This is a genomic window from Achromobacter sp. Marseille-Q4954 (assembly GCF_943737025.1).
GTDB lineage: Bacteria > Pseudomonadota > Gammaproteobacteria > Burkholderiales > Burkholderiaceae_B > Achromobacter > Achromobacter bronchisepticus_A.
This window is the reverse complement of the sequence record NZ_CALSFQ010000002.1, coordinates 493,520-510,574: the sequence shown is the minus strand read 5'-3', so window position 1 is coordinate 510,574 and position 17,055 is coordinate 493,520. Positions and strand designations below refer to the sequence as shown.

Below are 17,055 nucleotides of genomic sequence, written 5' to 3'. Positions count from 1 at the left end.
TCTTGATCGGGGTCAAGTCCGCCGAAAGTCGGGAGGGTCCGGACGGACCCGGCCTGCGCCAGGATACCCCATCGCGCCGGGCGGATGACTCAATGGCTGCGGCAGAATTCGACGAAGGCGTCGGGTTCCAGCGGCACGGAAATGCCGTAGCCTTGCGCCACGTCGCAGCCCAATTCGCGCAGCAACTCCACGTCGCGCTCGTGCTCCACGCCTTCGGCGACCACGCGCCGGCCCAGCACGCGGCCCATCTCGATGGCGGCGGCGACCACCGCGCGCGACGCGGGCTCGCGATGCATATGGACGATGAAGTCGCGGTCGATCTTCAGTTCGGTGAAGGGCATGGCCGAGAACAGGCGCATGGAGGCGATGCCCGCGCCGAAGTCATCCATTGCCAATTCAAAGCCGCGCACGCGCAGCAGGTTCAGCGCCGAGGACAAGGCCAGCCAATCGGTCACCGGCTCATCCTCGGTCAGTTCGACCTTGATCAACCGGGCCGGCAGGCCGGCCTGCGCAACGCGCTGCTCCAGCAGGCCCGGCAGGTCGCGCGAACACAGCGTGGAGGCCGAGGCGTTGATCGCGATGGGCACCGCGATGTCCTCGGCATGCATGCGCTGCTGCAGCTCCAGCACCTTGTCGGTCACCAAGCAGAACAAGGTCCGGTCCAGCCCCAGCCGGTGCGCGGCAGGCACGAAGTCCGCCGCCGGAATCGCGCCCAGTTCGGGGTGATCCCAGCGCGATAGCGCCTCGGCGGCGAGCACGCGGCCCGTCGACAGGCTCATCTGCGGCTGCAGCACCACGCTCATGCCCTGCCCCGTGATCAGCGCATGGCCCAACGCCGCCTCGATGACGTCGCGCCGCAGCGAGCGCGGCCGGGTCGAGGCGGCATCGTCTTCGTCGATGCTGCGCAACGCCGTCTTGATGGCCTGCTGCATGGCGCTGCGGGACACCGGCTTGGACAAGGCCTGCGCGGAGGGACAGCCGGCCTGCAGGGCCAGCCGCACGTGCGACTGCAACAGTTCATCGCTGAGGCTGCTGATCCAGATGATGGGCGGCATGCTCTTGAGCCGTCCGGCGTCCACCAGGCGCCGCAGTTCGTTGGGCAGCCGCGTGCCGTCGCCCTCGCCCGTGACGATGTCGCTGATGACCACGTCGTAGAACTGGCGCGTCAGCGCGCTGACCGCTTCTATGCTGCTGCCCAGGCCGGCGACCCGGCGGAAACCCAGCGCCAGCAGCACGTTCTGCAGATAGGCGCGTTCGACCGGGTGGTCTTCGACGAGGAGTATCCGTCGGGTTCCGCCGGGTTCCGTTTTAGGCATGGTCTACCGTCCTACTCATATAGGGCGGGCCCCCGCAGGCGGCCGCTGGAAAACTGTGTCCCCCATGCTAAGGCATCCGCGCGCGCGCTGTCGTTATCGCTAACGGGTTAATGCAGCCCCATCGCCGATAGTCGTAGTATTCGCGGCATCAGCCAGACGGAGGCAGCCTTCCGTCGCCCCGCGGCGCGGCCGGTGCCATAATAGATGTCTTTCTTCCCGCATCTACGGCACGGAGCTACCCTTGACCCGCATTGACGACCCCCTGCACGACCGCGAGGTCGGCGCGGCCGACTCCACCCAGGACAACACGCGCACCGACGATACCCGCATCAGCGCGGTGCGCCCCTTGATTTCGCCCGCCCTGCTGCAGGACGAACTGCCGGTTTCGGCCGAGATCCAGACTCTGGTCGAGCAAAGCCGCGTCCAGATCGCCGACGTCCTGCACGGCCGCGACGACCGCCTGGTGCTGGTGGTGGGCCCCTGTTCCATCCACGACCATGGCCAGGCCATGGAATACGCGCGCCTGCTGCGCACCGCCGCCGAACAGCACCAGAAAGACCTGCTCATCGTCATGCGCGTGTACTTCGAGAAGCCGCGCACCACCGTGGGCTGGAAGGGCTACATCAACGATCCGCGCCTGGACGGCAGCTTCCGCATCAACGAAGGCCTGCGCCGCGCGCGCGAACTGCTGCTGGACATCAGCGGCCTGGGCTTGCCGATCGCCACCGAATTCCTGGACCTGCTCAGCCCGCAGTACATTGCCGACCTGATCGCGTGGGGCGCCATCGGCGCGCGCACGACCGAAAGCCCCAGCCACCGCCAGCTGAGTTCCGGCCTGAGCTGCCCGCTGGGCTTCAAGAACGGCACCGACGGCGGCGTGCAGATCGCCGCGGACGCCATGGTCGCCGCCAGCGCCAAGCACGCGTTCATGGGCATGACCAAGATGGGCATGGCCGCCATCTTCGAAACCCGCGGCAACCAGGACACCCACGTCATCCTGCGCGGCGGCAAGCAAGGCCCGAACTACGACGCGGCCAGCGTCGACGCCTGCTGCGCCGCCCTGCGCGCCGCCGGCCAGCGCGAACAGGTCATGATCGACTGCTCGCACGCCAATTCCAACAAGTCGCATCTGCGCCAGGTCGACGTGGCCAACGATATCGCCGCCCAGATCTCCCAGGGCGACGGCCGCATCACCGGCGTGATGATCGAAAGCCATCTCGAAGAAGGCCGCCAGGACCTGAAGCCCGGCCTGCCGCTGCGCCGCGGCGTGTCCATCACGGACGCCTGCCTGGGCTGGTCGCAGACCGCGCCGGTGCTGGAAACGCTGGCCCTGGCCGTGCGCCAGCGCCGCGAAAAGGCCGCAAAACCGGCCTGAGAACCGCGCTTCTCGCGTCTCCTGCCGCGTACGGCCTCAGCGGCCGACGCGGTAAGGCGCCGGATCCATGTCCGGCGCCTGGCCCGTGATCATGCAGGCCAGCAGCTTGCCCGTCACCGGACCTAGCGTAAAGCCATGATGCGCATGGCCGAACGCCAGCCACAGGCCGGGATGGCGCGGCGCTGGTCCGATGACCGGCCGCATGTCCGGCATGCAGGGCCGGCAACCCATCCACGGTTCGCGCTCCACGGCCTCGCCCAGCGGCAGCAGCTGCCGCGCCAACGCCCGCGTGCGCTCGATCTGGATCGGTGAAGGCGGCGCATCGCGCGCCGCGAACTCGGCGCCCGTGGTCAGGCGCACGCCCAGGGTCATGGGCGTCACGACGAAACCGCTTTCGATGTCCGCCACCGGATGCGACAAGGTCGCGCCATCCTCCAATGCGTAATGCTGGTGATAGCCGCGCTTGACCGCCATGGGAATGCGATAGCCCAGCGGGCGCAGGATGTCCGGCGACCACGGGCCCAGCGCAACCACCACATCGCGGGCCTCGATCAGCCCTTGTTCTCCCTGCACCTGCCAACCCTGGCCAGATGGCTTGAGGCTGCGCGCGTCGCCGCGCGCGAGCACGCCGCCGCGCCGTTCGAACAAGGCCGCGTAACCGCGCGTGACGGCGCCCGGGTCCGAAACGTTGACCGGATCCAGCCAATGCACCGCACCGGCCATGCGCGACAGCGAAGGTTCCAGCGCCGCCAGCGCCTGGCGGTCCAATACGCGGTAGTTCAGCCCGTACGGCGCGAGCGCCTGGGCCTCGGCCGCGGCCCTGGCCAGGCCGCCCTCGCTGCGCACGCCGTCGATCCAGCCGCTGCGCCGGAACAGGCGCGAGATGCCGGCCTCGTCCTTGAGCGCGTCGTGCTCCGCGACGCAGCGCTCGATCAGCGGCAGCATGGCCTGGGTCGCGCGCGCCAGCCGCGACGGCGCCGAATGCCACCAGTAGCGCAGCAGCCATGGCGCGATGCGCGGCAGAAAGCGCGGGTGGTAGCTGACGTCCGGCGTATTGTTCCTGGCGTAGCGCCACAGGCTGCGCCAGTCGCGCGGGAAGGCATAGGGAATCACGCTGGCCCGTTCGATCAGGCCCGCGTTGCCGTAGCTGGTTTCCTCGCCAGGGCCGCGCCGGTCCAGCAGCACCACTGAACGGCCGCGCGCCGCCAGATGCAGGGCGGTGCTCACCCCGACGATGCCCGCACCCAGGACCAAGGCGTCTGTTTTCATGCGGCGCATTCTGCGCTTGCGTGCGGTATTCGGCAAGGGCGTGCGCGCGTAGAATCGCCTGCTGCACGCCCTGCCCTCCGCGCCCACGCTCCGATCAAGGAATACGTCATGACCAGCCCCCGCCTGCAACCCGTCACGCTCGCTGGCGAGGTCGTGCGCCTTGAACCGCTCACCGCCAGCCATGCCGAGCCGCTCGCGCAGGTGGGCCTGCACCCCGAGCTGTGGCGCCTGCAACCCGAACCCGTGCAGACGCTGGACGATATGCAGCGCTATGTCGACCGCGCGCTGGCCGGCCAGCGCGATGGCAACTGCCTGCCATTTGTCATCGTGCGGCAGGACAACGGCCAGGTCATCGGCGCAACGCGCTATATGGACATCGCGCTGGCGCACAAGCGCCTGGAGATCGGCGGCACCTGGCTCACGCCCGCAAGCCAGCGTTCCGGCGCCAATACCGAGGCCAAGTTCTTGCTGTTGCAGCACGCCTTTGAAACAATTGGTATCATGCGCATCGTATTCAAGACTGAACTGAGCAATATGCAATCGCGCCAGGCCATCCTGCGGATCGGCGGCGTGGAGGAAGGCGTGTTCCGCAAGCACCTGATCGCGCAATCGGGGCGCGCGCGCGACATGGTCTACTTCGCGATCCTCGACGAGGACTGGCCAGCCGTCAAAGCGCGCTTGCTGATGCGCATGCGCCGCGCCGGATAGCGCGCATCGCCCGCTCTTTTCGCAGCTTGTCCGGGCCGCCAGGCCTGCCCCGCACTATTGAAGCCAGTTATGCAACAGACCTACGCCGCGCCAGCGCGTCACACGATATACATCTACACCGAGGAACAGCGCGGCAACCAGCTGGTCGAGTCGCTGGTGATCGGCATGCTGTCCGACATATCGGGGTCCGACAAGCTCGTGGTGGTGCAGGATCCGCACAGCGGCTTGAAGTTCGTCTACCGCATCGATCACGACAGCAGCAATCTGGACGCCGCGGCAATCACCGAACAGGATGCGGCCGTTTTCAATGGCAAGACCTCGGTCCAGATCAACTCCATGACCTATCGCCTTGGCACCGCCGAGAACGCGATGAAATTGCTGCGCGGCAAAAATGAGTGGATACAGGACAAGGGCGCGGTGCTGTCCGTGCTGCTGCAGAACGCCGCTGCCCGCAAGACCCGCTTCGCCCCGCCGCGCATCGAGCGCGACCGCATGCGCAAGGTGCCGCCGGGCGTTGCCGTCGAACACCTGTCTACATAAAAAGCACAGTATCCACAGGGCCGGCCTTATCCACAATTTCTGTGGATAAAAAAGCCTCGAACCCCTGGCTGATGGCCGTTCGGCCGATGCGCAACGGGCTGCTCATTTTTTGACCAGCTGAAAATTGGCCGGCGCCCGGCTGCCATCCTTGATTCTTGACGCGGCGCCGCAGGGGCGATGATGATATTCTCCGCAAGCGCGCGATACGAAAAATATCGCGCCAGCGGACTCCCCCTATACAAGAAGACCCACATACAAGGAGCGGACAGCGTGTTTGCATTCGAAGCTCCCTGCGCGCAACCGCTGACGCCGGAATCGCCGTGACCATCATCATCGTCGACGACCACGGAGACTGGCGCGACACCATCGCTGAATACATCGAGGATCTGGGCCTGGACCGCAGCATCCTCACCGCCGGCTCGCTCGCGGAGCTGGACCAACTGTTGCTCACCGTGACGCCAGGCATCCTCGTGCTGGACGCCATGCTGCCCGACGGGGACGCGCTGACCCGTGTCTCGCACCTGCGGACATCCTTCCCGTCGATGGGCATCATCATGCTCACCGGCCGCCTCTTGAGTGAAGACAAGGTCTCGGGCCTGAGCCTGGGCGCCGACCACTACCTGACCAAACCCGTCAACCTGGCCGAGCTTGGCGCCACGCTGGTGTCGCTGTCGCGCCGCCTGCGGGTGGTGCCGGCGGGCGACGCCGACGCTCCGGAATCCGATGCCTGGCGCTTCGATCCGTCCCGGCGCACGCTGCTGTCGCCGCAGCAGGTCAGCGTGGACATCACCGATACCGAAAGCCGGCTGATCGGCGCGCTGATCCAGGCCGCGCCGCTGCCCCTGTCGCGCGGCCGCCTGATCGAGGCGCTGGGCGCCAGCGTGGAGGCCTACGATACCCACCGGCTGGACGCCCACATGCACCGCCTGCGGCGCAAGCTGCGCGCGCAGGCCGGAGGCGACATGGGCATACGCACGGTGTACGGCGTGGGCTATGTCTGCACCACGCCTGTGCAGATCGTCGGCAACGCCAAGAACTGAAACCATGACTCCTGCCATCCGACCCCGCCGTTCCGTACTCTATATGCCTGGCGCCAACGCGCGCGCGCTGGACAAGGCGCGCAGCCTGGACGCTGATGTCCTGATCCTCGACCTGGAGGATGCCGTCGCGCCCGATGCCAAGGCGCAAGCCCGCGAGCAAGTCGCCGCGGCCCTGCGCGCTGGCGGCTATGGCCGCCGCGAATGCGTGGTGCGCATCAACGCGCTGGACACGGCATGGGGCCTGGACGACGTCAGGGCCATTGCCCAGGCGGGCGCGGACGCGGTGCTGCTGCCCAAGGTGCAGTCCGCCGCCGAGCTCGACGCGCTCGCGCGAGCGCTGGACGCGGCGGGCGCGCCAGCCAGCCTGCCCTTGTGGGCCATGGCCGAAACACCCTTGGGATTTTTGCGGCTGGACGCCATCGCTTCCGGCCATCCGCGGCTGGCGGCCATCGTCGTCGGCACCTCGGACCTGGTGAAGGATCTGCACGCGCGGCATACGCCGTCTCGCGAAGAAACCCTGCTGGCACGCTCGATGGCGGTGATGGCGGCGCGGGCCCACGGCCTGGCGGCGCTGGACGGCGTGCACCTGGACCTGCATGACGACACCGGCCTGGCGGCGGCTTGCAGGCAGGGACGCGACCAGGGCTTCGATGGCAAGACGCTCATCCATCCCAAGCAGATCGCGGCGGCCAACGCCGCCTTTGCGCCCTCGGCAGAAGAACTCGCCGCCGCGCGCAAGCGCCTGGACGCCTGGCGCGCCGCGCAGGCCGCGGGCCTGGGCGTGGCCGTGGTCGACGGCGCGCTGGTGGAAAACCTGCATGCGCGCGAAGCGGAGCGCGTGCTGGCGCTGGCCGAGGCCATCGCAGACGCGCACCAGTGACAACGGCGCCAACCGCAGTAATATCGGCTTTCAAATGCATATTGCCGGTAACGCCCTGCCGGGCGCGTGGCCGGCGTATCGGGGAGCGCTCGTGACGCTGATCTTGCGGCAAATGTCGATCTCATTCTGCGTGGCGGCTTTGTGGGCCGCCACGGCGGCGGGCTTGCCGGCGCCGGCGCGCGCCCAGGCTGCCAATTTCCATCCCTGCAATTCCCAGCCTTCCCTGCCGATGTGCCTGCATGGCTACGGCAAGCGCATCGCCGTGCAGCGCTGGGGCGCGCAGCCCGACCCGCTGGACCCGGACGCGGCCGCCAACGCCTCGCTGGTCACGCGCGACCCGGCCAAGGAAATCGGCAAGCTCAAGTCCAGCACGATCCTGGTGCAGGACATGGACACGTCCGAAGTCCTGTTCGCGCGCAACGAGGACGCCGTGCGGCCCATCGCTTCCATCACCAAGCTCATGGCGGCGCTGACGCTGGTCAAGGCCGGCCTGCCGATGGACGACATCATCACCATCGACGCCAGCGACACCCGCTCCACCAGCGAGTTGCCCTCGCGCCTGACGGCCGGCACCAAACTGAGCCGCGCCGATCTGCTGCGCCTGGCGTTGATCCCTTCCGAAAACAGCGCCGCGCAGGCGCTGGGACGCACCTATACCGGCGGCACCGCGGCTTTCGTCGCGGCGATGAACGCCGAGGCCCGCGCGCTGGGCATGACCGATTCCAGCTTCGCCGAACCTAGCGGCCTGTCCAACGAAAACCAGTCTTCGGCCAGGGATCTGGTCAAGTTGCTCGCGGCGATTTCCGCCCAGCCGCTGTTGCGGCAATACACCGGCGAGACCAGCTACCAGGCCGCCGGCCAGACCTTCCGCAACACCAACATCCTGGTGGGCCGTCCGCAATGGGACATCCTTGTGTCCAAGACCGGCACCACCCGCGAAGCCGGCGATTGCCTGGTGATGGCGGTCAAGGTCGGCAAGCGCAACCTGGCCATGGTGCTGCTCAACGCGCAGGGCATCAACGGCTCGCGCTTCGGCGACGCGGTGCGCCTGCGCCGGGTGCTGGACAGCCGGTACGCCTCGCGCTGACAGGCGGCACCGCGCGCCTGGGTCGCCAAGCCCGGTACAATACCCGCCTTTGACGCGGAACGAACGCCCGTTCCGTCCGCCTGCCGCGCTGCCCGAGCGCCCTGCTTCCCCACCTTCTTCTCTGCGCCTGGCCGGCGGGAATCCTGCCGCGTCCCCTGTTGCACCACCCATGATCCGCTTCCAACAAGTTTCACTCATGCGCGGCGTCAAGCCCTTGCTAGACAAGGTCGACCTGCTGCTCAACCCCGGCGACAAGATCGGCCTGATCGGCGCCAATGGCGCCGGCAAGTCCAGCCTGTTCGGTCTCTTGCGCGGCACGCTGCACGCGGACCAGGGCGACCTGGACTATCCGGCCAGCTGGCGCATGGCCTATGTGGCGCAGGAAACGCCCGCGCTGGACCGGCCCGCCATCGAGTACGCCATCGACGGCGACGTCACGCTGCGCAAGCTGGAGGCGGAACTGGCGCAGCTGGAAGCCGAGCCCGAAAGCACCGAGAACGGCCTGCGCATGGCCGACATCTACGCCGCGCTGGCCGACGCCGACGCCTACACCGTGCATTCGCGCGCCGAACAGCTGCTGACCGGCCTGGGCTTCACGCAGGCCCAGATGCACCTGCCGCTGACGAGCTTTTCGGGCGGCTGGCGCATGCGCCTGAACCTGGCGCAGGCGCTGATGTGCCCGTCCGACCTGCTGCTGCTGGACGAGCCCACCAACCACCTGGACCTGGACGCCATCATCTGGCTGGAAGACTGGCTCAAGCGCTACCCAGGCACGCTCATCGTCATCTCGCACGACCGCGACTTCCTGGACGGCGTGGTCAACGTCATCGTCCATATCGACGAACGCAAGCTCAAGCGCTATTCGGGCAACTACTCGTCCTTCGAGCGCCAGCGCGCCGCGCAGCTGGAGCTGGCGCAAGGCATGCTGGAAAAGCAGATGCGCCAACGCTCGCACCTGCAATCCTTCATCGACCGCTTCAAGGCCCAGGCCAGCAAGGCGCGCCAGGCGCAGAGCCGCATCAAGGCGCTGGCCCGCATGGAAGAAGTCGCGCCGCTGCGCGCGGCGGCCGAGTTCTCGTTCGAGTTCCGCGAGCCCTTGCGTGCGCCCAACCCGCTCTTGACCATGGACGCGGTCAGCGCCGGCTATCGCATCGCGGACGAGGAAACGGAAGTCGAGTCCGACAAGATCATCGTGTCGGGCATCAATTTTTCGCTGCAGGCGGGCCAGCGCATCGGCCTGTTGGGCATCAACGGCGCGGGCAAGTCCACCTTCATCAAGACCATCGCGGGTGAACTCGCAACGCTGGCCGGCGAAGCGCAGTTCAACAAGGGGCTGTCCATCGGCTACTTCGCCCAGCACCAGGTGGAGATGCTGCGCCATGACGAATCGCCGCTTTGGCACATGACGAAGATCGCGCCCACCGTGCGCGAGCAGGAGCTGCGCAACTTCCTGGGCAGCTTCAATTTCAACGGCAACATGGCCACCAGCTCCATCGCACCGTTCTCCGGTGGTGAAAAGGCGCGCCTGGCGCTGGCCCTGATCGTCTGGCAGCGTCCCAACCTGCTGCTGCTGGACGAGCCCACCAACCACCTGGACCTGGAAACCCGCGAAGCGCTGACCACCGCGCTGGCGCAGTTCGAAGGCACGCTGATGCTGGTGTCGCACGACCGTCATCTGCTGCGCGCCACCACCGATGAATTCATCATCGTGGCCGACGGCGAGGTCAGCCCCTTCGACGGCGACCTGGACGACTACAAGGACTGGCTCTACAAGACCAAGCTGGCCGCCAAGGCCGCTTGAAGCCAGGCGCGGGCGGCCTGCCCGCGCCACGTCAGGCCAGCGCGCTGGGATAGGGGCTGGTGTCGATGTGTTCCAGCATGCCGTAGGCCAGCCGCTCCAGCAGCCGCGCACGGTCGGCGGCGTGCGCCGGATCGTCCCACAGGTTGCGCAGCTCGTGCGGGTCCTGGCTCAGATCGTAGAGCTCCCCCCAGCGCGCGCCATCGTAGACCGTAGCGCGAAAGCCGTCGGCCAGCAGCGTGCGGCAGCGGATGCGGCTGTTGAAGCCGAGTATCACGCGCTGCCCTTCTTCCTCGATCATCAGCGCATCGCGCACGCCGGCCTCGCGTCCGCCGATGAGGCCGGCCATGTCGCGCCCCTGAATGCCGTTGTAGGGCTGCACGCCGGCGCGCGCCAGCACCGTGGGCGCGACGTCGATGGTGCTGAGCAAGGCATCGCTGGCCGCGCCCGCCGTCCGCGCCGCAGCCGGGTCTCGCCAGATGAAAGGCACGCGGGTCAGGCCGCGGTAGTGGATCGGCCCCTTCAGCATCAGCTGATGGTCGCCCAGGTAGTCGCCATGGTCGCTGGTGAAGATCACCACGGTGTTGTCGGCCAGCCCCTGCGCATCGAGTTCGGCCAGTACCCGGCCGATCTGGTTGTCGATGTTGGCGATCGACCCATAGTTCAGCGCCAGCGCTTCGCGCGCCTCGCGCTCGTTGCACGAAAAGATCGCGGGCGTATGCTTGACCGCCGTGCCGGCGTCGCGCTGCGCGCGCAGCCAGGCCACGTGCGGCGGCGGCGTGCCCTGGCCGTGGAACGACGCGGGCAGCTCCATGTCCTCGGGCTTGTGCAGATCCCAGAACCGCCCTGGCGGCGTGAAGGGATGGTGCGGATCCGGAAACGAGCATTGCAGGAAGAACGGCTGCCCGGATGCCGCATAGCCGCGCAGCGCTTCGATGCTGCGGTCGGCGATGTAGGCCGTGGGATAGAGTTCTTCGGGCACGCGCGTGCGCCAAGCCTGGCGGATGCGCGTCAGCTCGTATTCCGGCGCGGGGATGGCATGCGCGGGGCCGATCAGAGCCTCGATCTCCGGATGCGCGCGGCGCAGCCAGCGCCGGTAGTGGCCATGCACGTCGTCGCTGTGATCGTCGACCAGGTCCACGCGCTCGAAACCATAATAGGGATAGCTCAGCTCGTGGTCGGCGCGTTCCAGCCACAGCTTGCGCTGCTCCTGGTCGTAGCGGCCGGCGTCCGGTTCGACCGCCTCGCGCGGCAATCTGTCTTCAGCGCGCACCGGCCAGGAAGGCGGAATGTCGGTCATGTTCTGCAAGTGGACCTTGCCGACCAGCGCGGTGCCGTAGCCGGCCTCGCGCATGGCTTCGACGAAGGTGCGGCTGCGCAGCGACAGCGCGATGCCGTTGTGGCGCGCGCCGTGCGCGGACGGATAGCGGCCGGTCATCAGGCTGGCGCGGTTCGGCATGCAGATGGGCGTGGCCACGTGCATGTTGTCGGCGCGCCATCCGGACGCGGCCAGGCGGTCCAGGTTGGGCGTGCGGACCACGCGGTTGCCATAGGCCCCCAGATGGTCGGCGCGGTGCTGGTCGGTAATGAACAGCAGGAAGTTGACGGGCTTCGCAGCGGACGTCATTGCTTCGCTCCCGACATCTCCACGGCCGAGCGCCAGGCCGGCATGTCGCGCTTGATCATGTCGCCGAAGGCCTGCGGCGTCATGTAGATCGGCACCATGCCCAGGGGCTGCAAGGCCTGCGCGAACGCGCTGTCGGTCAGCACCGCCTCCAAATCCGAGTTCAGCTTCTTCACCACCGCGGGCGGCGTGCCGGCGGGCGCGAACAGGCCGATCCAGGAACGCACGGCGACGCCTGCGGCCACGTCCGAGAACAGCGGCACATCGGGCAGCGCCGCGTACTTTTCAGTATTGGCCACGCCCAGCACCTTGACCTTGCCGGACGCGAGGAACGGAATGGCGGGCGCGATGCCGCCTATCATCAGCGGCACGTGGCCCGCGACCAGGTCGGCCATCGCGGGCGCGGCGCCCTTGTATGGCGCATGCACCACGTCCAGGCCGGCAGCGTGCTTCAACTGTTCCATCGCCAGTTGGTGCACCGTGCCCAGGCCGGGCGAGCCATAGGTGTACTTGCCGGGATTGGCCTTGATCAGTTTGACGGCATCGGCCAGCGTCGATGCCGGAAACTCGGCATTGGCCAGCAACACCACCACGTTGTCCGCCACCAGGCCGACCGGCGCGAAATCGCGCACCGGGTCGTACGGCAGACTGGAATACAGCGCACTGTTGATGCCGTGCGTATTGGTGGTGCCCATCAGCAGCGTGTAGCCGTCGGGCGCGGCGCGCGCCACCATGGACGCGGCAATGTTGCCGCCCGCGCCCGGCTTGTTCTCCACCACCAGCGTGTAGCCGCGAGGCTCCAGGCGCTGCGCCAGTTGGCGCGCCAGCACGTCCACCGCGCCGCCAGGCGAGAACGGCACCACGATCTGCACGGGCCGCGCCGGGTAGGCATCCGCCGCCGCCGCACCCGCAATGCCACAGGCCCAGCTCGCGGCCAGGGCCATCCAGAACTTCTTCATGAATCGTCTCCATCCCGGCGTCCTTCCCGGCCCAGCCTGGGGAACGCCTGTCTCTCGTAGAGCGGCAAGTATGCCTAGCGCCCGGTGCCGGCGTGAAATGAAATAAACTGAACGATTCATAACCATTTGAATATGAATCGCCATGTCAGAGCGCACCGGCGCCCATCTCAAGCGGCGTCATGCCGAACTATTGGTCGCGCTCGACGACGAACGCCACCTGGGGCGCGCGGCCGAGCGCCTGCACATGTCCCAGCCCGCCGCGTCCAAGGCGCTGGCGCAGCTGGAGGAACAGGTGGGCTACGCGCTATTCGAGCGCGGAACCCAGGGTACCCTGCCGACAAATGCCGGAATGGTTATGATCCGCCACGCCCGGCACAGCCTGGGCGCGGCCCAGCGCGTGGCGGCCGAACTGCGGGCCGCCGAAGAACGCGGCGCCAGCCTGCTGCGCCTGGGCACCCTGCCCTCGGCCGCGCCCCGGCTCGCGCCGCAGTTGATCGCGCATCTGCTGGGCCTGGCGCCGCGGCTGGAAGTCAAACTGGTGGAAGGCGCGCTTGGCGAACTCATGGACAAGCTGGCGCGCGACGAGCTGGACATCGTGCTGGGCCGCCTGGGCAGCCGCCTGCTGCCCGCGGACTGCGAGGTGATCCGCCTGCACGAAGAACCTATCCTGGTGGTGGCGCGCCCCGGCCATCCGCTGGCCGCAAGCCAGGCACTGGAGGCCGTCGAACTGGCGCGCTGGCCCTGGGTGCTGCCGCTGGAAGCCACCATGATGCGCGAGCGCCTGGACGAGGCTTTCGTGCATGCCGGAGCGCGCCCGCCAGATTCCAGCATCCAATCCAATTCGCTGCTGGCCACCCTCGCCCTGCTGGCCCAGGACGACCGCCTGGCGGCCCTGCCCCAGGCGATTGCGCGCTACTGCGAACGCCAAGGCAGCGTGGCCGTGCTGCCGCTGCGGCTGGACGCCAACTTCGGCGCCATCGGCGCCGTGGTCAACCGCAACACGGCCGGCATGCCGGTGGTGCAGGCGGCAATGGCGTGGCTGCGCGGCTTGCCGGCAGGCGCGAATCAGGCCGCGCCGGGCCCGGGCGCCTGATAACCCAGCAGCACGCTAGCCGCTTCGGCTTCGCGCCGTACCGCCTGCGCGATCGGGCCGTCCGCCGAGGCGTCGAATCCGCCCGTCGCGCCCAGCGCGGTCAGCGCGGCGCAAGGCCGGCCGTTGTGGTCCAGCAGCGGCGCCGACACCGCGCTGATGCCCTTCAAATTAGTGTCGCGCACCGTGGCGCAGCCCTCGGCCAGCACCTGGCGGCGCAGGCGGCCGATCGGGTCGGCGGCGTCCAGCAGCGCCCGCATGTCGGCAGGCGCGCGCGTCAATTCGGCCTCGGCAAGCGCCCGCACCCGCGCATCGTCCTGCATGGCGAGGAACACCCGTCCGGTGGCGGACCAGAGCATGGACAGCACCGAACCCATGCGCACGTTGACCGTCACCGGCAGGCCCGGTTCCTCGAAGCGCACGATGGTCGGCCCCTTGTTGCCCATGACCGCGATGAAGCAGGTCACTTCCAGGCCTTCGCGCAGGCGCACCAGGCTGGGCTCGGCCAGGCGGATGGGATCGGCCTGGCGCAGCGCGGCCAGGCCCAGCAGCATCGCTTCCAGTCCCAGGCAGTACTGTTGAGTGGCGGCATCCTGCGCCACCAGCCCTGCTTCCATCAGGCTGACCAGGTAGCGGTGCACCTTGGCGGGGCTTTCGTCCACGTGCGCCGCCAGCAGCGTCAGGCTGGCGCGGCCGCCCAGCCGGCCCAACCCCTTCAGCACCGCCATGCCGGTTTCGGCGGCCTGCACGCGCTGGCGCCGTTCACGCGGACGGGGCGCGTCGGTAGGCTGAACGGGAACGGAGGAAGGTTCGGGAGTCTGGGTCATGGGCGCGGGGTCATGGCGCGATAAGGGATCTGCCTAGCGGCTGCGGATGCAGCCCGGAGATTACCCCAATTGAATAATTACGCAATGCGTATATGATTTACGCAATTGTAATCCGGAGCGACGACATGGGCCACCCAACCACCCCTGCAACCACCGCGCCCGCCAATACCGGCGGCTGTCCGATAGACCACGCCGCGCTGGCGCGCGCCCAGGCCTGTCCGGTCAGCCCTCGCGCCGCGGAATTCGACCCTTTTGGCGACGGCTATCAGCAGGATCCGCCCGAGTACGTGCGCTGGGCGCGCGAACAGGAACCCGTGTTCTACAGCCCCAAGCTGGGCTATTGGGTGGTAACCCGCTACGACGACATCAAGGCCGTGTTCCGCGACAACCACACCTACAGCCCCTCGATCGCGCTGGAAAAGATCACGCCAACCGGCCCCGAGGCCAACGCCGTGCTGGCCAGCTACGGCTACGCGATGAACCGCACCCTGGTCAACGAGGACGAGCCGGCCCACATGCCGCGCCGCCGCGTGCTGATGGACCCGTTCACGCCGGACGAGCTCAAGCACCACGAACCCATGGTGCGGCGCCTGACGCGCGAATACGTGGACCGCTTCATCAACGACGGCCGCGCCGACCTGGTCGACCAGATGCTGTGGGAAGTGCCCTTGACGGTTGCCCTGCACTTCCTGGGCGTACCCGAGGAAGACATGGATCTGCTGCGCAAGTACTCCATCGCGCACACCGTCAACACCTGGGGCCGGCCCAAGCCGGAAGAACAGGTGGAAGTGGCGCATGCGGTGGGGAACTTCTGGCAGCTGGCGGGCAAGATCCTGGACAAGATGCGCCAGGATCCCGACGCCCCGGGCTGGATGCAGTACGGCATCCGCAAGCAGAAGGACCACCCCGAGGTCGTCACCGACTCCTACCTGCACTCGATGATGATGGCGGGCATCGTCGCGGCGCATGAGACCACCGCCAACGCCTCGGCCAACGCCATCAAGCTGCTGCTGCAGCACCCCGACGCCTGGCGCGAACTATGCGAGGACCCCGGCCTGCTGCCCAACGCGGTCGAGGAATGCCTGCGCCACAACGGCTCGGTCGCGGCCTGGCGTCGCCTGGCCACGCGCGACACCGAGATCGCCGGCGTGGCGATTCCCGCGGGCGCCAAACTCCTGATCGTGTCGTCGTCGGCCAACCACGACGAGCGCCATTTCGCCGACGCCGACTTCTTCGACATCCGCCGCGACAACGCCAGCGACCAGCTGACCTTCGGCTATGGCGCGCACCAATGCATGGGCAAGAACCTGGCGCGCATGGAGATGCAGATCTTCCTGGAAGAGCTGACGCGCCGCCTGCCGCACATGCGCCTGGCCGAACAGCAGTTCACCTACGTGCCGAACACCTCGTTCCGCGGCCCGGAGCATCTGTGGGTGGAATGGAATCCGGCCGACAACCCCGAGCGCCGCGACGCCGCCCTGCTGGATCAGGTGCAGCCGGTTCGCATCGGCGAGCCTTCCACCCACGCCATCAGCCGCAAGCTGGTCGTGACCGAGGTCACGGCCGCGGCCGACGGCATCGCGCGCATCCGGCTCGAATCGCCCGATGGCAAGCCGCTGCCGCGCTGGACGCCCGGCTCGCACATCGACCTCGAATGCGGCGACACCGGCCTGTCGCGCCAATATTCGCTCTGCGGCGATCCGGCCGCCGCGCATGCGCTGGAGATCGCCGTGCTCAAGGAAACCGCGGGCCGCGGCGGATCCGCCTGGATCCACCAGCACCTGCGCGCGGGCAGCATCGTCCGCGCACGCGGCCCGCGCAACCATTTCCGCATGGACGAAAGCGCCAAACGCCTGATCCTCATCGCCGGTGGCATAGGCATCACGCCCATCAGCGCCATGGCGCGCCGCGCGCGCGAACTGGGCCAGGATTACGAACTGCACTACAGCGGCCGCTCGCGCGCCAGCATGGCCATGCTGGACGAACTGCAGCAACTGCACGGCGCGCGCCTGCATCTGCACGTCAGCGACGAAGGCAGCCGCAACGACTTCGGCGCCCTGCTGTCCCGCCCCGAGGCCGGCGTCCATATCTACGCCTGCGGTCCGGAGCGCATGCTGGATGCCCTGCAGGCCGCCTGCGCCGCCTGGCCCGAGGACAGTCTGCGCGTGGAGCACTTCCATTCCACGCTCGCCACGCTGGACCCGTCCAAGGAACATGCCTTCGAGGCCGAGTTGAAGGACTCCGGCATCGTCGTGCAGGTGCCTGCCGACCAGACCCTGCTGAGCGCGCTGCGCGGCGCCAATATCGACGTGCAGAGCGACTGCGAGGAAGGACTCTGCGGCTCCTGCGAGGTGCGCGTGCTGGGCGGCGCGGTCGATCACCGCGACGTGGTGCTGACCCGCGCCGAGCGCGAGGCCGGCAACCGCATGATGGCCTGTTGCTCCCGCGCCCAGGGCAAGCGCATCGTGCTGGAGCTGTAGGGGCTGGCGTGCCTGCAATGCCGCGCGCTTGCGCCTGGCGTCGCATGCACGCATTCATATGC

General features: G+C 68.1%; 14 protein-coding genes. 9 read left to right on the top strand and 5 right to left on the bottom strand.

Annotated features, from left to right (window positions below):
- Positions 1-89: 89 nt before the first annotated feature.
- The gene (locus NGK62_RS20415; protein WP_059375971.1) at positions 90-1,316 is read right to left on the bottom strand and encodes an EAL domain-containing response regulator; all 1,227 of its coding nucleotides are present in this window, start codon (positions 1,314-1,316) and stop codon (positions 90-92) included.
- Between the two features lie 241 nt (positions 1,317-1,557).
- Here NGK62_RS20415 and NGK62_RS20410 point away from each other — a divergent pair, with 241 nt between their 5' ends.
- Complete coding sequence (locus tag NGK62_RS20410) at positions 1,558-2,691, top strand: 3-deoxy-7-phosphoheptulonate synthase (RefSeq protein ID WP_059375968.1); 1,134 nt, start codon at positions 1,558-1,560, stop codon at positions 2,689-2,691.
- Between the two features lie 36 nt (positions 2,692-2,727).
- On the opposite strand, the gene NGK62_RS20405 is transcribed toward NGK62_RS20410, so the two are convergent.
- Positions 2,728-3,960 (bottom strand): NAD(P)/FAD-dependent oxidoreductase, encoded by a 1,233-nt coding sequence (locus NGK62_RS20405; RefSeq protein WP_251880037.1) that lies wholly within the window; start codon positions 3,958-3,960, stop codon positions 2,728-2,730.
- Between the two features lie 108 nt (positions 3,961-4,068).
- On the opposite strand from NGK62_RS20405, the gene NGK62_RS20400 reads away from it, so the two are divergent.
- From NGK62_RS20400 to NGK62_RS20375, 6 genes are all read left to right on the top strand, one after another.
- Positions 4,069-4,668: a GNAT family N-acetyltransferase gene (locus NGK62_RS20400; protein ID WP_251880035.1), complete on the top strand. Its 600-nt coding sequence runs from the start codon at positions 4,069-4,071 to the stop codon at positions 4,666-4,668.
- A 69-nt stretch (positions 4,669-4,737) separates the two neighbouring features.
- On the top strand, positions 4,738-5,208 hold the full coding sequence (locus tag NGK62_RS20395) for a hypothetical protein (protein ID WP_059375963.1): 471 nt from the start codon (positions 4,738-4,740) through the stop codon (positions 5,206-5,208).
- 320 nt (positions 5,209-5,528) lie between these two features.
- Entirely contained in the window at positions 5,529-6,248 is a 720-nt protein-coding gene (locus tag NGK62_RS20390; protein WP_251880033.1) for a response regulator transcription factor, read from the top strand.
- 4 nt (positions 6,249-6,252) lie between these two features.
- Complete coding sequence (locus tag NGK62_RS20385; protein ID WP_118932450.1) at positions 6,253-7,128, top strand: HpcH/HpaI aldolase/citrate lyase family protein; 876 nt, start codon at positions 6,253-6,255, stop codon at positions 7,126-7,128.
- Positions 7,129-7,219: 91 nt separating this feature from the next.
- On the top strand, positions 7,220-8,215 hold the full coding sequence (locus NGK62_RS20380; protein WP_118932451.1) for a serine hydrolase: 996 nt from the start codon (positions 7,220-7,222) through the stop codon (positions 8,213-8,215).
- A gap of 169 nt (positions 8,216-8,384) precedes the next feature.
- Positions 8,385-10,016, top strand: a complete 1,632-nt coding sequence (locus NGK62_RS20375) for an ATP-binding cassette domain-containing protein (RefSeq protein ID WP_059375957.1) — start codon at positions 8,385-8,387, stop codon at positions 10,014-10,016.
- Positions 10,017-10,047: 31 nt separating this feature from the next.
- Here NGK62_RS20375 and NGK62_RS20370 read toward each other — a convergent pair whose 3' ends face one another.
- Both NGK62_RS20370 and NGK62_RS20365 read right to left on the bottom strand, forming a co-directional pair.
- Positions 10,048-11,640: a sulfatase family protein gene (locus NGK62_RS20370; protein WP_251880030.1), complete on the bottom strand. Its 1,593-nt coding sequence runs from the start codon at positions 11,638-11,640 to the stop codon at positions 10,048-10,050.
- Positions 11,637-12,596 carry a Bug family tripartite tricarboxylate transporter substrate binding protein gene (locus tag NGK62_RS20365; protein WP_251880028.1) on the bottom strand — a complete coding sequence of 320 codons (960 nt, stop codon included), beginning with the start codon at positions 12,594-12,596 and terminating at the stop codon, positions 11,637-11,639. Before NGK62_RS20365 ends, NGK62_RS20370 begins: the two co-directional genes overlap by 4 nt.
- Positions 12,597-12,738: 142 nt before the next feature.
- On the opposite strand from NGK62_RS20365, the gene NGK62_RS20360 reads away from it, so the two are divergent.
- Positions 12,739-13,689: a LysR substrate-binding domain-containing protein gene (locus tag NGK62_RS20360; RefSeq protein WP_251880025.1), complete on the top strand. Its 951-nt coding sequence runs from the start codon at positions 12,739-12,741 to the stop codon at positions 13,687-13,689.
- On the opposite strand, the gene NGK62_RS20355 is transcribed toward NGK62_RS20360, so the two are convergent.
- Positions 13,662-14,513, bottom strand: coding sequence for an IclR family transcriptional regulator (locus NGK62_RS20355; RefSeq protein ID WP_251880023.1), 852 nt, complete (start codon positions 14,511-14,513; stop codon positions 13,662-13,664). The two genes, NGK62_RS20360 and NGK62_RS20355, sit on opposite strands and share 28 nt — an antisense overlap.
- A gap of 125 nt (positions 14,514-14,638) precedes the next feature.
- Between NGK62_RS20355 and NGK62_RS20350 the strand changes: the two genes are divergently transcribed.
- The gene (locus NGK62_RS20350; RefSeq protein ID WP_251880021.1) at positions 14,639-16,993 is read left to right on the top strand and encodes a cytochrome P450/oxidoreductase; all 2,355 of its coding nucleotides are present in this window, start codon (positions 14,639-14,641) and stop codon (positions 16,991-16,993) included.
- Positions 16,994-17,055 lie beyond the last annotated feature (62 nt).

Bases quoted from the DNA above. Each gene is read 5' to 3' on its own strand.
- NGK62_RS20360 (WP_251880025.1), top strand. From the start codon at position 12,739: ATGTCAGAGCGCACCGGCGCCCATCTCAAGCGGCGTCATGCCGAACTA.
- NGK62_RS20375 (WP_059375957.1), top strand. From the start codon at position 8,385: ATGATCCGCTTCCAACAAGTTTCACTCATGCGCGGCGTCAAGCCCTTG.
- NGK62_RS20415 (WP_059375971.1), bottom strand. From the start codon at position 1,316: ATGCCTAAAACGGAACCCGGCGGAACCCGACGGATACTCCTCGTCGAA.
- NGK62_RS20365 (WP_251880028.1), bottom strand. From the start codon at position 12,596: ATGAAGAAGTTCTGGATGGCCCTGGCCGCGAGCTGGGCCTGTGGCATT.
- NGK62_RS20370 (WP_251880030.1), bottom strand. From the start codon at position 11,640: ATGACGTCCGCTGCGAAGCCCGTCAACTTCCTGCTGTTCATTACCGAC.
- NGK62_RS20395 (WP_059375963.1), top strand. From the start codon at position 4,738: ATGCAACAGACCTACGCCGCGCCAGCGCGTCACACGATATACATCTAC.
- NGK62_RS20385 (WP_118932450.1), top strand. From the start codon at position 6,253: ATGACTCCTGCCATCCGACCCCGCCGTTCCGTACTCTATATGCCTGGC.
- NGK62_RS20355 (WP_251880023.1), bottom strand. From the start codon at position 14,513: ATGACCCAGACTCCCGAACCTTCCTCCGTTCCCGTTCAGCCTACCGAC.
- NGK62_RS20405 (WP_251880037.1), bottom strand. From the start codon at position 3,960: ATGAAAACAGACGCCTTGGTCCTGGGTGCGGGCATCGTCGGGGTGAGC.
- NGK62_RS20350 (WP_251880021.1), top strand. From the start codon at position 14,639: ATGGGCCACCCAACCACCCCTGCAACCACCGCGCCCGCCAATACCGGC.
- NGK62_RS20400 (WP_251880035.1), top strand. From the start codon at position 4,069: ATGACCAGCCCCCGCCTGCAACCCGTCACGCTCGCTGGCGAGGTCGTG.